Here is a 14,877-nt window from a genome sequence, read left to right as displayed (position 1 = left end):
GGAGCATGGATGCCACCTCAGATTGGGGCAGCGCAAACGTTAATTGTTGAGGATACAAGGAACAACTAATTAAAACTGCGTAATCAAAGAGCAAAATATTTAGAAAATTTCATCAACATGCTTCATTTCATTACAAGTCAAAACAAGATTTACCACAAAATCCACTTGCTCTATCACTACACTTTTATGTTCATTAATAAAAAAATGACCTCCCGGTATGAGTGTTATCTTAGTCTCACGTTGAGAAAGTTCCCTCCATGCTAAAAGTTCAAGGTGCGTGACATCAATATCATCCTTCCCACCCAACACCAGAATAGGGCTTTCAATCGGTATTTTTTTTGCCCTATAATCGTGGGCGACTTTAAAGTCAGCACGAAGAGCGGGAATAAAAAAATCAATCAATTCACTATTAGACAACACCTCTTTAGGCGTGCCATTGAGCTCACCGAGTTTTTGAATAAACTCTGATTTAGGAAGGTGGTGAATACTTTCGCGGCGTGACGCTAAGTGAGGAGCTCTACTACCTGAAGCGATAAAATACTGTGGCGATGTGATACCTAAATATTGTAGATTCACTGCTAATTCAAAAGCAATTCGACTACCTAGACTATGCCCAAAGAAAATATAGGGGACATCAGCAAAGATAGATTTCTGCTCCAATAATTCACTTATGATTGACGCCATCTGGTCATGTGAGAGTTCGCTCACTCTAGAGGCTCGCCCTGGGAGAGTAATTAATACTAATTCTACGTCGTCATTAAGGCAATGAACCCAAGGAATATAAGTGGTGAACGAGCCGCCAGCAAAAGGAAAGCAAAATACACGAAGCTTTGGCGCTATTCTAGGTTTTGGTATAGTAAATATTTTAGCTTTTACCACAGTGAGTACTCGTTATTCCGTAATGATAATAAGTTGAGCCCGAATTCAGATAATAACTGCGACACTCTTAATTGAGGCGTAGAAGAAGCCAACTGCTGAAAGTGGTAGGCTTCATCTCGCCAAAGAAAAAAGAGTATCACTATGAGTTATCAGCAGTTGACTGAGGGAAGAAGATATCAGATTTCAGTCCTTTTAGACCAGGGTATTTCGATAACTTTGATTGCAAAAGCTATCAATTGTCATCGTGCGACTGTCTATCGAGAACTAAAACGTTGTCATGCCCTGCAGGGTTATTGTCCTGACAGCGCTCAAGCCAGTGCGTGTAAGATGCGGCGTCATTCAGCCAAATATAAGATCCCCGATACAAGAATAAACGTCGTCCGCTTCCTACTGCAACATGATTGGAGCCCAGAGCAGATTTCACGGGTGTTATCGGGCATGAACCAAGCGGTTAGTCATGAATGGATTTACCGCTTTGTGGCAAGGAATAAACGTCAAGGCGGCAAGCTATATCGCCATCTACGGCAAGGTCATAAGCGCTATCGCAGAGGTAAAAAAGAGAAAGCACCAGCGATTAAAAATGGCACCTCTATCGACTCTAGACCTGCCATTGTTGATACCCGTGAGCGTTTTGGTGATTGGGAAATCGATACCGTATTAGGCAAGCATGGGACAGGTTCAATCGTGACAATTTTAGAGCGAAAGACCCGTTTTTATTTAATAAAGAAAGTGGCCTCAAAATCTGCTGAAGATGTGACTAAAGCGACTATCGAATTATTGATGCCCTATAAGCAATATGTGCACACTATAACTGCCGATAATGGTCGTGAATTCGCTCATCATGAAGTCATAGCCAACGCGCTAGACACCTCGTTTTACTTTGCTCATCCGTATAGTTCTTGGGAACGTGGCGCCAATGAAAATGCCAACGGTTTATTAAGGCAGTATGTAAAAAAAGGGACTGACTTAAGGACAGTAAGCGACGACATCATCTTATTTGCCCAGAACAGGATTAATTACAGACCTAAGAAATGTTTGAAGTTTAAGCAGCCAGCTGTTGTGTTTAAACAATTAGCCGCTTAATTTGGTGAGTGTCGCACTTCGGAGTTGAATTCGGAAGCCATTGGAATGGCCATTTTTGCTTTAGGGATTATTGCCACTTGGGTTATCTAAGCTTAAACAGAATGATGAATACCCTATCCCTGAGTAGCCCAGACTGCCGGCTAATGCTTCATTAACCGCCAGTGATTCAGGACTTAAGGCAATATCACCATTTTAGGTGCAAGGGCCGTTAATTCTACCTGCTGCTTTTTAGTGGCATTCTTAGTGACTGATGTGACGGTTATCTGTATCTGTTGCTCCGTGGGGTTTGTGCCGTACAAGCCAAAATAAAATTCCACCGCCTCCTTTGTAGCCTGCAAAGTGAATTTCCCCATCACAATCAGCTGGGGTTGTGCTAATGCGTCATGGTGTGACAACTCTTCTGCGCCGTGAAGCTGCGGCGACATTATGAGCCCCTGTATTTCACGCTTGCCATCCTTATCCGTTAATTGAATCTGCGCGTTAATCGCCTCAGTGATTACCGCGCGCTGATGATTAAACTCAAGCATAGATACCTCACCATCTAAATTGGTATCTAGGCCCTCGAAGGCACTCAAGGGAAGGGATAGCACCATAAACACATCATTATTGACGATATTAAGGGTGCCATGCTGAGCCACCATTAGGTGCGCTGTGGCTGTGGATGGTACAAATAGGCTCAAGGAGCAGCCCAATAGGGCCGTTGACAAGGTATTATAGCGTGACGACATGCTTATTCCCCTTTAACGCAGCGCTGAAAAAATGGGTAGCTGTCTGTCGCATAATAATGATATATCCCCTCTGGAAACTCAGGAGTGACACCAATTCTGCCGTTACATTCATCTAAATCCCCAGAACCCGCCACATAGACCCAATCTTGCTTAAAAGTGCCTAGAGGATAGGTATCCGTTGAAGGTCTTGAGGCACTGATAGTGCTAACAAGCTGATAGCTGCCTGTCATGGACTTTACTGCTGAGCTTGCATCATCGGCTTGGCTATAACCGTAACGAGCATAAATAGGAAAGCCATCTGCCGCCCAGCCAATCAGTGTCATGGAGCTGCTATTACCACCCTGTTTAGTGATAAAGCCTTCTGGCATGCCGTGATAATGATAGCTGCCGCCAGGTTGTACATGGGCATTGTTGTCATCGGTGCCGAAGTTAAAGCTGGTCTGCCCTAGGGCTTCTATGCTCCAACCACCGCTGTTATCACTCAAGCTACAAACCGCGCCTGAATCATCACAGCTGCCGGCAGTACCGGCATCAATCTTGACACCATTGAGCACATAACCGGTGGCACCTCTTGGCCCGCCTAAGATTCTAACCGTCGACGTTTGCGTAGGTGCAAGGGCTAAGCTTGCCGATACAGACTGCCCTGAAATAGCATTAGGGTTATGGGCATTGGGAAATGTGCCCACCTCATGATCGGGTAATCCATTCGCACTGAGTTCGCGGCTTGTATCAGTACAACTCCACTGGGCAGTACTGTATGCATCTACCGAGGCTGAGTTATTGTAGGTATCATTAAAGTAGTCACACAATACCCCTGCTGTGAAGCCAACCGTTGTCGCGGCCCCCGTATCAGTACCTGTTGTTGACCCCGTATCTATGGTTAAAACTGAGTCCACAGGGACTTCGGCTGGGCTATCAGCACTGTCGCCACCACATCCTGCTAATGCGCATGTCACTAAAAGGCAAAGAAGTTGCTGAGGGGTTAAGCGATTAGATGCATGTCTATATTTCATCACAGTCTATTCCTGTCAATATGGACCATCTGAGTAGCAGGGTGGCCTAAGGTAAATAAAGCTTAGGCTTAGAATGTGCAGCAATTGTGCAAAAATTAAGAAACATACTCAGTAAGCGGTTTTTACACTAAAAATTACTCAATAGATTTCCGACAACACTTTTCCTTTGCACTATTCACCATGCGCTGTGCACAATGTTTACACATTGTGTTGCTATGCTGGTTAATAGCCCAACATAGTTCCGGGCCAACAGTCTTTAAGTTTCATTTGGAGCCATTGATTTAAAAATGAAAATTCATAACAAGCTGTTTTTAATTCTATTTAGCTTCAGCTTAATCCTAGTGATTATGTTAGTGGTACTGATGCAGTGGAGCATAGCTAAAGGCATGGTTGACTATGTAAACACCAAAGAGGTTGAAGCCTTAAAGCCTGTGATCACAGAGCTTGCTCAAATTTATAAAGAAGATCACGGCTGGCAGGCCATGACAGGCAGCCACCCTAGATTTCGCCAGCTCATTGAAACCCAGCTTCAAGGTGATGAATTTGCCCCTAGACGTCACAATTTTCCGCCCCCGCGCAGACCTCTTCGAGATAGGCCGCCAAAAGACGGGCCACATGCTTTGCACAAAGGCCCAAAGGATAAACACCCTGCAGGAAGATTACCGCCACCAGAGCACGAAGCACGCTATGCGCTATTAGATGAAAATGATGGATTGGTTGTGGGGAAATACCTAGATAACTTGAAGTACAGCAAAACCCCCATAGTACTTGATGGTGTAACGGTAGGTTATTTTGCCGTCTCCAAGCGGGAGAGATTAACCCAAGGCTATGAAGTCGAATTTATTGAGCAGCAACAGCAGTATCTCTGGCTTATCGCATTGTTAGCCATTGCCTTAGTGCTGCTTATTACCCGCCCCTTGGCTCGTCACTTAGTCGAGCCTATCAAGGTCATCACCCGTGGAATGCACAAGTTAACCCAAGGGGATTATCAACATACCGTCGATTTAAAACGACAAGATGAATTTGGCCAATTAAGTCGAGACTACAATGAGCTGGCGATCATATTGGCAGCAAATGACAGTGCTAGAAAACGTTGGTTAGCCAACATTTCTCATGAACTGCGTACGCCAGTGGCTATTTTACGTGGTGAGCTAGAAGCCATGATCGATGAGGTCCGCCCTCTGACTATGGATAATGTGGGTTCAGCCCATGATGAAGTGAAGCATCTGCAACGGCTTATCGAAGATCTACACTTACTCACCAGTGCCGATATTGGGGCCATGCATTACCGCAAACAAGAGGAAGAGCTAACTCAAGTTTTAGCTAATGAGCTGGATAAATATCGCAGTTATTTAGCAAGCGCAGGCATAACGCTAAATATAGAGCCGACCATTGAGTCAAAGGCAAGCCAGCACCCTATACTTATCTATGCTGATACCACTCGCTTATATCAATTATTTGAAAATATTATTAATAATGCAGTGAAGTATTCTTCAGCCACTGTGCTTACCCTCTCTGTAAAGCAAGAAATAAGCTCAAGCAACATAGTGTTAATCACTTTTGAGGATAACGGTGTGGGTGTAGAAGAGAAGCACTTAGCGCACTTATTTGAGCATCTGTATCGCGTCGATGATTCACGCAATCGTCAAACCGGGGGCTCGGGGCTTGGATTATCCATTTGCCGTCATATCGTCGCTGCGCATCAAGGCGAAATTTGGGCTGAAAAATCCTCCTTAGGCGGACTCGCTATTCACATCCGCCTTAAGATCATTTAAACCCTAAACACCAGCACATTAAAAAGAGCAGCCTATGTCGCAATCAATTTTGATAGTAGAAGATGAAATCAAACTGGCTAATCTATTGGCCGACTATTTTAAACAGACGGAATATCAGCCTCATCTGATCCATCATGGCGATGAAGTTATATCTTGGGTAAAGACTCACCAGCCCCAAGCCATTTTGCTCGATATCATGCTGCCAGGTAAAAATGGCATAGATTTATGTAAAGAGATCCGTCAGTTTTCCAATGTTCCAATTTTAATGGTCACCGCTAAGGTGGAAGAAATTGACCGTTTACTTGGGCTAGAGCTTGGGGCCGATGACTATATTTGCAAACCATTTAGCCCACGAGAAGTCGTCGCCAGAGTCAAAGCCGTATTGCGAAGAGGACTGGTTATTGAAAATAGAGACGATACTCTGCAACTGGATGAACATAGGTTTATGGTGAGCTTTCATCAGCGAGGCGTTAGCCTGACCGCGGTGGAGTTTCAATTGCTCAAGCCTTTGGCGACTAAACCTGAGCGTATTTTCACCCGCGAACAACTAATGCAAAACATGTACTCAGATCATCGTATTGTAAATTACAGAACCATAGACAGTCACATTAAAAAACTGCGCAAGAAGCTTGCCGATATTAGCCAAGGTAAGGACTGGATCCAATCGGTTTATGGGGCTGGGTATCGCCTAGTGCTATAAGTGAGAGAGATACTAAGTTAACTTCAGTTTTACGTCAAAAGTACATTTATTTGCACATTCTCTCATTAAGCTCTCCTTGTCGTGCCATTAGTGCCGTGCGACCCTTTAATGTGGTTTCACCGAGTTCACTTAAGGCATCAATCCAATTGAGTAAAACCATGATTAGCTCAATAAGTTCAGCAATGGCACCAGTCATGGCCAGCTTCGAGCAAGCTATCCGCGCTCGTTAATTTGCATAAAGCGTCGCTTTATAAACACAAAAAACTCACCCTAGTATCACATGGTATGGCGGCATGCTGCGCATGTACTCTTTATATCTCATGTTGGAGCGGTTATTTTCAGGCGGATAAACGAAAAAATCCCCAGCACGTAGTACTGGGGATTTTCGTTTATTTAGCGCCTGGAAATGACCTACTCTCACATGGGGAGACCCCATACTACCATCGGCGATACTGTGTTTCACTTCTGAGTTCGGAATGGGATCAGGTGGTGCCACAGCTCTATGGTTTCCAGACAAATTTTGTTCTAGGACATGACACTAGATTGTTCATGGTGCTGATACCCAGAGTCGAACTGGGGACCTCATCCTTACCAAGGATGCGCTCTACCAACTGAGCCATATCAGCAAAAATCGATATAACTGATTTTACTTACAGTAAAACTACTCATAAAGAGTAAATTAGGCGCCTGGAAATGACCTACTCTCACATGGGGAGACCCCACACTACCATCGGCGATACTGTGTTTCACTTCTGAGTTCGGAATGGGATCAGGTGGTGCCACAGCTCTATGGTTTCCAGACAAATTTTGTTTAAACAAGGTACTAGGGCGCGCGTTGCGCTGCGAGGACCTAGAACCTAGGACCTGCTGTTACCTTATTTAATAATTCGGAAAGCTGATTGCTCGTTTAGGAGCTTGAGTTCGCACTTTATTAAGCGCTTATATTCTTTACTAAGGTTATCAGTAAAACCCATCTGGGTTGTATGGTTAAGCCTCACGGGTCATTAGTACAAGTTAGCTCAACGCCTCACAACGCTTACACACCTTGCCTATCAACGTAGTAGTCTCCTACGGCCCTTTAGAGAGCTTAAAGCTCTAGGGATGACTCATCTTAGGGCTCGCTTCCCGCTTAGATGCTTTCAGCGGTTATCGATTCCGAACGTAGCTACCGGGCAATGCCATTGGCATGACAACCCGAACACCAGCGGTTCGTCCACTCCGGTCCTCTCGTACTAGGAGCAGCTCCCTTCAATCATCCAACGCCCACGGCAGATAGGGACCGAACTGTCTCACGACGTTCTGAACCCAGCTCGCGTACCACTTTAAATGGCGAACAGCCATACCCTTGGGACCGACTTCAGCCCCAGGATGTGATGAGCCGACATCGAGGTGCCAAACACCGCCGTCGATATGAACTCTTGGGCGGTATCAGCCTGTTATCCCCGGAGTACCTTTTATCCGTTGAGCGATGGCCCTTCCATTCAGAACCACCGGATCACTATGACCTACTTTCGTACCTGCTCGACGTGTATGTCTCGCAGTTAAGCTGGCTTATGCCATTGCACTAACCGTACGATGTCCGACCGTACTTAGCCAACCTTCGTGCTCCTCCGTTACTCTTTGGGAGGAGACCGCCCCAGTCAAACTACCCACCAGGCACTGTCCCTAACCCCGATAAGGGGTCCAGGTTAGAACATCAAAACTACAAGGGTGGTATTTCAAGGACGACTCCACACAAACTAGCGTTCATGCTTCAAAGTCTCCCACCTATCCTACACATGTAGGTTCAATGTTCAGTGCCAAGCTATAGTAAAGGTTCACGGGGTCTTTCCGTCTAGCCGCGGGTATACGGCATCTTCACCGCAATTTCAACTTCACTGAGTCTCGGCTGGAGACAGCGTGGCCATCATTACGCCATTCGTGCAGGTCGGAACTTACCCGACAAGGAATTTCGCTACCTTAGGACCGTTATAGTTACGGCCGCCGTTTACCGGGGCTTCGATCATGAGCTTCTCCGAAGATAACCCAATCAATTAACCTTCCGGCACCGGGCAGGCGTCACACCGTATACGTCATCTTGCGATTTTGCACAGTGCTGTGTTTTTGATAAACAGTTGCAGCCACCTGGTATCTGCGACTGCCGTCAGCTTAGGGAGCAAGTCCCATCACCAACAGCAGCGTACCTTCTCCCGAAGTTACGGTACCATTTTGCCTAGTTCCTTCAGCCGAGTTCTCTCAAGCGCCTTGGTATTCTCTACCCGACCACCTGTGTCGGTTTGGGGTACGATTCCTACTAACCTGAAGCTTAGAAGATTTTCCTGGAAGCATGGCATCAACTACTTCATCACCTTAGTGACTCGTCATCAGCTCTCAGCCTGTACATTAAAGTACGAATTCCCGGATTTGCCTAAGAATTCAACCTACCACCTTAAACGCGGACTACCAACGCCGCGCTAGCCTAGCCTTCTCCGTCTCTCCATCGCAGTTAGCAGAAGTACAGAAATATTAATCTGTTTCCCATCGATTACGCCTTTCGGCCTCACCTTAGGGGTCGACTCACCCTGCCCCGATTAACGTTGGACAGGAACCCTTGGTCTTCCGGCGAGGGGGTTTTTCACCCCCTTTATCGTTACTCATGTCAGCATTCGCACTTCTGATACCTCCAGCGTGGGTTACCCCTTCACCTTCAACGGCTTACAGAACGCTCCTCTACCGCGCACTTCTAATGAAATGCACCCGTAGCTTCGGTGACTAGCTTAGCCCCGTTACATCTTCCGCGCAGGCCGACTCGACTAGTGAGCTATTACGCTTTCTTTAAATGATGGCTGCTTCTAAGCCAACATCCTAGCTGTCTAAGCCTTCCCACATCGTTTCCCACTTAGCTAGTACTTTGGGACCTTAGCTGACGGTCTGGGTTGTTTCCCTTTTGACAACGGACGTTAGCACCCGCTGTCTGTCTCCCGAGTAGTACTCATTGGTATTCGGAGTTTGCAAAGGGTTGGTAAGTCGGGATGACCCCCTAGCCTTAACAGTGCTCTACCCCCAATGGTATTCGCTCGAGGCGCTACCTAAATAGCTTTCGAGGAGAACCAGATATCTCCGAGTTTGATTGGCCTTTCACCCCCAGCCACAAGTCATCCGCTAATTTTTCAACATTAGTCGGTTCGGTCCTCCAGTTGATGTTACTCAACCTTCAACCTGCCCATGGCTAGATCACTCGGTTTCGGGTCTACACCTTGCAACTAAACGCGCAGTTAACACTCGGTTTCCCTACGGCTCCGCTATTCGCTTAACCTCGCTACAAAATGTAAGTCGCTGACCCATTATACAAAAGGTACGCAGTCACGGTCTCAAGAACCGCTCCCACTGCTTGTACGTATACGGTTTCAGGTTCTATTTCACTCCCCTCACAGGGGTTCTTTTCGCCTTTCCCTCACGGTACTGGTTCACTATCGGTCAGTCAGGAGTATTTAGCCTTGGATGATGGTCCCCCCATATTCAAACAGGATGTCACGTGTCCCGCCTTACTCGTTTTCATCTACGGTTAGTTTTCGTGTACGGGGCTATCACCCTGTGCCGCTGGACTTTCCAGACCATTCCACTAACACCCCATAGACTTAAGGGCTAATCCCCGTTCGCTCGCCGCTACTAGGGGAATCTCGGTTGATTTCTTTTCCTCTGGGTACTTAGATGTTTCAGTTCCCCAGGTTCGCCTCATAACGCTATGTATTCACGTTATGATGACCACTTATGTGGCCGGGTTTCCCCATTCGGACATCGTTAGCTCAAATGCTTGTTACTAGCTCGCCAACGCTTTTCGCAAGTTACTACGTCCTTCATCGCCTCTGACTGCCAAGGCATCCACCGTATACGCTTGGTCACTTAACCATACAACCCGGATAGGTTTCATCTTTTCGCTTGTTATTCATCACGCTGTCGTTATTGTGAACCTCATTCGTCAGTCATGTAGCGCTGCTACACTCCTTTCTCATTCGCTTCACGGCTTAGACACCGTATCGAATCACTGCGCTTACCTTATCGAGATAAAGTAAGAAAAACTTGGGTCGTACGTCACTCAATAAAGAGTGGGACCAGCTTGGTTTTTACTTGTCTCACCTCCGGGTAGGAAGTGGACACGCCTTAGTTTTAAAAATATTCAAGACACTTAATAAAGTGTTTTGAGAACTCATATTCATGCTTGCGCACAAATATTATTTTTCGCACTAACCTAATCACACAAACGACAACGAATCATCATTTCTGCGCCTTTTAGTTAGTACTATCAGCTTTCCAAATTGTTAAAGAGCGGGCTTAAAAAAGCCAAAGATAAAATTGCGTTTATCTTTGGCATCTCTGTCCTAATGTATGTATCTCTTAAAGAGAATGGTGGAGCTATGCGGGATCGAACCGCAGACCTCCTGCGTGCAAGGCAGGCGCTCTCCCAGCTGAGCTATAACCCCTTACATACAGTCGAGAATATACGAGTACCTTCTAAGAAGGTGTTATACCAAATATTTTCTTACCAAGGCGGTAAGTGGCGACGTTTAGTTCACTAAACGAGTCACTTTCCAACGCAGGAAAGGAAAGATTTTGGTGGGTCAGAGTGGACTTGAACCACCGACCTCACCCTTATCAGGGGTGCGCTCTAACCAGCTGAGCTACAGACCCATTTATACTTGCATCTTATTTATCGCATATCGCAGTAAATAAGAGTACGTCGTCTAAATAGAGACGCATATTCTCTTTCTTTCTATCAAGTAATCTGTGTGAACACTCAAGGTGATTTCTCACTTTCAGGTATGAGTTAGTCGTATAGGTAAGGAGGTGATCCAGCCCCAGGTTCCCCTAGGGCTACCTTGTTACGACTTCACCCCAGTCATGAACCACAAAGTGGTGAGCGTCCTCCCGAAGGTTAGACTACCCACTTCTTTTGCAGCCCACTCCCATGGTGTGACGGGCGGTGTGTACAAGGCCCGGGAACGTATTCACCGTGACATTCTGATTCACGATTACTAGCGATTCCGACTTCACGGAGTCGAGTTGCAGACTCCGATCCGGACTACGACGAGCTTTGTGAGATTAGCTCCACCTCGCGGCTTTGCAACCCTCTGTACTCGCCATTGTAGCACGTGTGTAGCCCTACTCGTAAGGGCCATGATGACTTGACGTCGTCCCCACCTTCCTCCGGTTTATCACCGGCAGTCTCCCTAGAGTTCCCACCATTACGTGCTGGCAAATAAGGATAGGGGTTGCGCTCGTTGCGGGACTTAACCCAACATTTCACAACACGAGCTGACGACAGCCATGCAGCACCTGTCTCACAGTTCCCGAAGGCACACCTGCATCTCTGCTGGCTTCTGTGGATGTCAAGAGTAGGTAAGGTTCTTCGCGTTGCATCGAATTAAACCACATGCTCCACCGCTTGTGCGGGCCCCCGTCAATTCATTTGAGTTTTAACCTTGCGGCCGTACTCCCCAGGCGGTCTACTTAATGCGTTAGCTTGGGAGCCCAGTGCTCAAGGCACCAAACTCCGAGTAGACATCGTTTACGGCGTGGACTACCAGGGTATCTAATCCTGTTTGCTCCCCACGCTTTCGTGCATGAGCGTCAGTCTTTGTCCAGGAGGCCGCCTTCGCCACCGGTATTCCTTCAGATATCTACGCATTTCACCGCTACACCTGAAATTCTACCTCCCTCTACAAGACTCTAGTTCGCCAGTTCCAAATGCAATTCCCAGGTTGAGCCCGGGGCTTTCACATCTGGCTTAACAAACCGCCTGCGCACGCTTTACGCCCAGTAATTCCGATTAACGCTCGGACCCTCCGTATTACCGCGGCTGCTGGCACGGAGTTAGCCGGTCCTTCTTCTGTCAGTAACGTCACAGTAACGTGCTATTAACACGCTACCTTTCCTCCTGACTGAAAGTGCTTTACAACCCGAAGGCCTTCTTCACACACGCGGCATGGCTGCATCAGGGTTTCCCCCATTGTGCAATATTCCCCACTGCTGCCTCCCGTAGGAGTCTGGACCGTGTCTCAGTTCCAGTGTGGCTGATCATCCTCTCAGACCAGCTAGGGATCGTCGCCTTGGTGAGCCATTACCTCACCAACTAGCTAATCCCACCTAGGTTCATCCAATCGCGAAAGGCCCGAAGGTCCCCTCCTTTCCCCCGTAGGGCGTATGCGGTATTAGCAGTCGTTTCCAACTGTTATCCCCCACGACTGGGCAGATCCCTAGGCATTACTCACCCGTCCGCCGCTCGCCGACAAAGGTAGTAAACTACCTTCTCGCTGCCGCTCGACTTGCATGTGTTAGGCCTGCCGCCAGCGTTCAATCTGAGCCATGATCAAACTCTTCAATTAAAGTTTTTTTGAAGCTTTCTATTAGAAAAGACTTCGGCTCAATGAATTCTGATTGCTTTATTAACCGAAGTTAACAAAGTCTTTTGTACATATTGCTATGGACATTCATCGTTGCATTGAGTTTAAATTTTTTGATTATCTAAAGCAGTTAAACTGATTTAAATAATTGTCGAATAACTCAATACCTGTGAGTGTCCACACAGATTACTTGATTAGATTGTTAAAGAGCGTTGCTAATATAAAAAAACTTAGTTTTTTATTCAGCGGCCGTTAGACGCTAGGTCGTTGGCTTGGGCTGCGTATTCTACGCAATCCGTTGTCAGCGTCAAGTGTTTTTTCAAACTTTCTTTTCGCTTTGAAACATTCTATTTGAAGGCTTCAAACTGACTCGTTAGTTACCGCAATAATGGCCTGAGCCGCTTGCCGTGTCAGTGGTTGCGCATTATAGGGAGCTTAGAATTTTACGCAAGCGCTTTTGCAAACAATAATGGCCAAGCGCTCAGCTTTTGGCCACCGAGGTGTATTTTTGTCTAAAACGGTTGTTTTTCACACTTTAGCTATTGAGCTGATAACTTTTTTTTATCATTTGAGCTCGTTTTTTCTACAGCGCTCTGGTTAATCTTCTAATTATTCATTAGTATATGTGGGCTTTTAACAGATATTTATCATTTATTTTTTTATTAGAGATTATTTTATGCAGAAATCATTCGTGATTGTTTTAATTGCTACGCTTGTTGGGGCGTTTGCAATATTCCAATTTGCAGCTGATGTACCAGCCTATATCACTTTTGTTGCTGGAGCTGTACTCGCAAGCCTTATCCTAACCTTCGTTTCGGATACTTCATCACATTCTGACGAGCCTTATGTTGGCCCAACGATGACACTTTATGTTGGTAACCTTCCTTACCGCGTTCATGAAGGTGAAGTGAAAGAGTTATTTGGTGAATATGGACCAGTTAATTCTGTACGCTTGGTACGTGACCGCAAAACAGGCCGCCGTAAAGGCTTTGGCTTTGTTGAAATGTCTGAGTCAGGCGCCCAAAAAGCGATGACAAAGTTAAATGATTTCAGCTTTCAGGAAAGAACCTTAAAAGTTCGTGAAGCAAAATCTCAAGACAATGAGGCTTCTGAAGCTAACGCTTAAGCTGCCACTTGGAGGAACTCTCGAACGGGAGTTCCTTTATTTTCGACTTATACTATCCCCTAACTTGATGCTACCACTCGCGCGCCAGTCCCCTTCAACCACTTAACATAATCCCCATCTATAACAAGCCAGTGGTTAATCCAGCCCAATTCACATCTCATATACCGCCTATATACCTATCCTATTTAGTGACAATTAAACTGCTATCGCTGATGCCGTACTCTTGTAAGGTGATGTTAAGGCCTGCTGTTATTGCTTGGGTATAAGCGGCGTGTATAACTCCTATGCCTTTTGTTCCACTATTAGCTCCACCATGCAAAGTAGTCCCACTATGCAAAGCTTCAGACAAAGCTGCGGGTTCTAATAAGCTTGCGACTCGGTTTGCTATGGCTTCACCTGAATCCAGTAACAGTACACTTTCTCCAAGATATTGACTCAATTCCTCTTTTATCATAGGAAAATGTGTGCAACCTAAGACAAGCACATCGAGCTTTGAAGCTTTAATCGGTGCCAGTATCTTGGCTAATTGCTGATTATTGACAGGCAGCTTGGCCGCTTTTTGCTCCGCCAACATAACAAGTTCTGATGAGCCAAATAAATCCACCTGACAATCTTCAGCAAACTGACTGATCAAGCCATGGGTATAATCTCGGCTGACAGTGCCTGGCGTCGCCAAAACACCAATATGTTTACGCTTTGAGAGAAGTGCAGCGGGCTTAATAGCAGGAACTACTCCCACTACAGGTATTGTGAGTCTTTGGCGCAGCACCGGTAGCACTAAGGTGCTGGCGGTATTACATGCAACAACCACGATCTTAGCTTCAACTTGCTGTACTTGCTGACAGATAAGCTCAACACAACCGCGGATGAGTTCTGACTCGGATAAATCGCCATAGGGTAAGCGTGCATTATCAAATAAGTAGCAGTAATTCTCTGCCGGCAGTCGCTTGCGAATTTCTGCCAGTACAGACAAACCGCCTATACCTGAATCGAATACTAAAATTGGACCTGACAACACACTCTCCGATACAAATGAAGTTCACATAAATTTCATCATACAGCACGCCTAATACCATGTATCTCAATGACAAAGCGCACATCTTTATTGCAGCCAAGTTTATCATCATATTTGAAGAATGCCGCTAATTTGATTTTTACAAAAACCAGTTGGTGTGATTAAAAGCCCTGTACGT

General features: G+C 46.1%; 9 protein-coding genes, 3 tRNA genes and 4 rRNA genes. 4 read left to right on the top strand and 12 right to left on the bottom strand.

Going from position 1 to position 14,877, the window contains the following annotated elements:
- Positions 1-99 precede the first annotated feature (99 nt).
- Positions 100-879 carry a thioesterase II family protein gene (locus tag SDEN_RS01300; protein ID WP_011494703.1) on the bottom strand — a complete coding sequence of 260 codons (780 nt, stop codon included), beginning with the start codon at positions 877-879 and terminating at the stop codon, positions 100-102.
- A gap of 141 nt (positions 880-1,020) precedes the next feature.
- Here SDEN_RS01300 and SDEN_RS01295 point away from each other — a divergent pair, with 141 nt between their 5' ends.
- Positions 1,021-1,962 carry an IS30-like element ISSde3 family transposase gene (locus tag SDEN_RS01295; protein ID WP_011494702.1) on the top strand — a complete coding sequence of 314 codons (942 nt, stop codon included), beginning with the start codon at positions 1,021-1,023 and terminating at the stop codon, positions 1,960-1,962.
- Positions 1,963-2,135: 173 nt separating this feature from the next.
- On the opposite strand, the gene SDEN_RS01290 is transcribed toward SDEN_RS01295, so the two are convergent.
- On the bottom strand, positions 2,136-2,690 hold the full coding sequence (locus SDEN_RS01290; protein WP_011494701.1) for a hypothetical protein: 555 nt from the start codon (positions 2,688-2,690) through the stop codon (positions 2,136-2,138).
- Between the two features lie 2 nt (positions 2,691-2,692).
- The gene (locus SDEN_RS01285; protein WP_011494700.1) at positions 2,693-3,703 is read right to left on the bottom strand and encodes a YHYH protein; all 1,011 of its coding nucleotides are present in this window, start codon (positions 3,701-3,703) and stop codon (positions 2,693-2,695) included.
- Positions 3,704-3,990: 287 nt separating this feature from the next.
- Here SDEN_RS01285 and SDEN_RS01280 point away from each other — a divergent pair, with 287 nt between their 5' ends.
- Positions 3,991-5,478: an ATP-binding protein gene (locus SDEN_RS01280; RefSeq protein WP_011494699.1), complete on the top strand. Its 1,488-nt coding sequence runs from the start codon at positions 3,991-3,993 to the stop codon at positions 5,476-5,478.
- Between the two features lie 34 nt (positions 5,479-5,512).
- Positions 5,513-6,178: a response regulator gene (locus SDEN_RS01275; protein ID WP_011494698.1), complete on the top strand. Its 666-nt coding sequence runs from the start codon at positions 5,513-5,515 to the stop codon at positions 6,176-6,178.
- A gap of 46 nt (positions 6,179-6,224) precedes the next feature.
- Here SDEN_RS01275 and SDEN_RS20635 read toward each other — a convergent pair whose 3' ends face one another.
- The 8 genes from SDEN_RS20635 to SDEN_RS01240 all read right to left on the bottom strand — a co-directional run bounded on the left by SDEN_RS20635 (position 6,225) and on the right by SDEN_RS01240 (position 12,540).
- A complete protein-coding gene (locus tag SDEN_RS20635) occupies positions 6,225-6,374 on the bottom strand; it encodes a hypothetical protein (protein WP_198134622.1) in 150 nt (49 codons plus the stop codon).
- Between the two features lie 202 nt (positions 6,375-6,576).
- Positions 6,577-6,692 (bottom strand): 5S ribosomal RNA (rrf, locus tag SDEN_RS01270).
- A 36-nt stretch (positions 6,693-6,728) separates the two neighbouring features.
- Positions 6,729-6,804, bottom strand: a tRNA-Thr gene (locus SDEN_RS01265).
- A 59-nt stretch (positions 6,805-6,863) separates the two neighbouring features.
- Positions 6,864-6,979, bottom strand: a 5S ribosomal RNA gene (rrf, locus tag SDEN_RS01260).
- A 182-nt stretch (positions 6,980-7,161) separates the two neighbouring features.
- A 23S ribosomal RNA gene (locus SDEN_RS01255) occupies positions 7,162-10,066 on the bottom strand.
- Positions 10,067-10,562: 496 nt separating this feature from the next.
- A tRNA-Ala gene (locus SDEN_RS01250) sits at positions 10,563-10,638 on the bottom strand.
- Between the two features lie 131 nt (positions 10,639-10,769).
- Positions 10,770-10,846, bottom strand: a tRNA-Ile gene (locus SDEN_RS01245).
- 149 nt (positions 10,847-10,995) lie between these two features.
- Positions 10,996-12,540 (bottom strand): 16S ribosomal RNA (locus SDEN_RS01240).
- Together the 16S, 23S and 5S rRNA genes with 3 tRNA genes alongside form the textbook arrangement of a ribosomal RNA operon.
- A gap of 694 nt (positions 12,541-13,234) precedes the next feature.
- Here SDEN_RS01240 and SDEN_RS01235 point away from each other — a divergent pair.
- Positions 13,235-13,684, top strand: a complete 450-nt coding sequence (locus tag SDEN_RS01235) for an RNA recognition motif domain-containing protein (protein WP_011494697.1) — start codon at positions 13,235-13,237, stop codon at positions 13,682-13,684.
- 181 nt (positions 13,685-13,865) lie between these two features.
- Here SDEN_RS01235 and murI read toward each other — a convergent pair whose 3' ends face one another.
- The gene (murI, locus tag SDEN_RS01230) at positions 13,866-14,699 is read right to left on the bottom strand and encodes a glutamate racemase (protein WP_011494696.1); all 834 of its coding nucleotides are present in this window, start codon (positions 14,697-14,699) and stop codon (positions 13,866-13,868) included.
- Between the last annotated feature and the right edge of the window lie 178 nt (positions 14,700-14,877).

The sequence above is a fragment of the Shewanella denitrificans OS217 genome (genome assembly GCF_000013765.1).
GTDB classification, from domain to species: domain Bacteria; phylum Pseudomonadota; class Gammaproteobacteria; order Enterobacterales; family Shewanellaceae; genus Shewanella; species Shewanella denitrificans.
The sequence above is the reverse complement of the archived record's forward strand: the minus strand, read 5'-3'. Positions and strand labels throughout refer to the sequence as shown.

Bases quoted from the DNA above. Each gene is read 5' to 3' on its own strand.
- SDEN_RS01295 (WP_011494702.1), top strand. From the start codon at position 1,021: ATGAGTTATCAGCAGTTGACTGAGGGAAGAAGATATCAGATTTCAGTC.
- SDEN_RS01290 (WP_011494701.1), bottom strand. From the start codon at position 2,690: ATGTCGTCACGCTATAATACCTTGTCAACGGCCCTATTGGGCTGCTCC.
- SDEN_RS01285 (WP_011494700.1), bottom strand. From the start codon at position 3,703: ATGAAATATAGACATGCATCTAATCGCTTAACCCCTCAGCAACTTCTT.
- SDEN_RS01280 (WP_011494699.1), top strand. From the start codon at position 3,991: ATGAAAATTCATAACAAGCTGTTTTTAATTCTATTTAGCTTCAGCTTA.
- SDEN_RS01275 (WP_011494698.1), top strand. From the start codon at position 5,513: ATGTCGCAATCAATTTTGATAGTAGAAGATGAAATCAAACTGGCTAAT.
- SDEN_RS20635 (WP_198134622.1), bottom strand. From the start codon at position 6,374: ATGACTGGTGCCATTGCTGAACTTATTGAGCTAATCATGGTTTTACTC.
- SDEN_RS01235 (WP_011494697.1), top strand. From the start codon at position 13,235: ATGCAGAAATCATTCGTGATTGTTTTAATTGCTACGCTTGTTGGGGCG.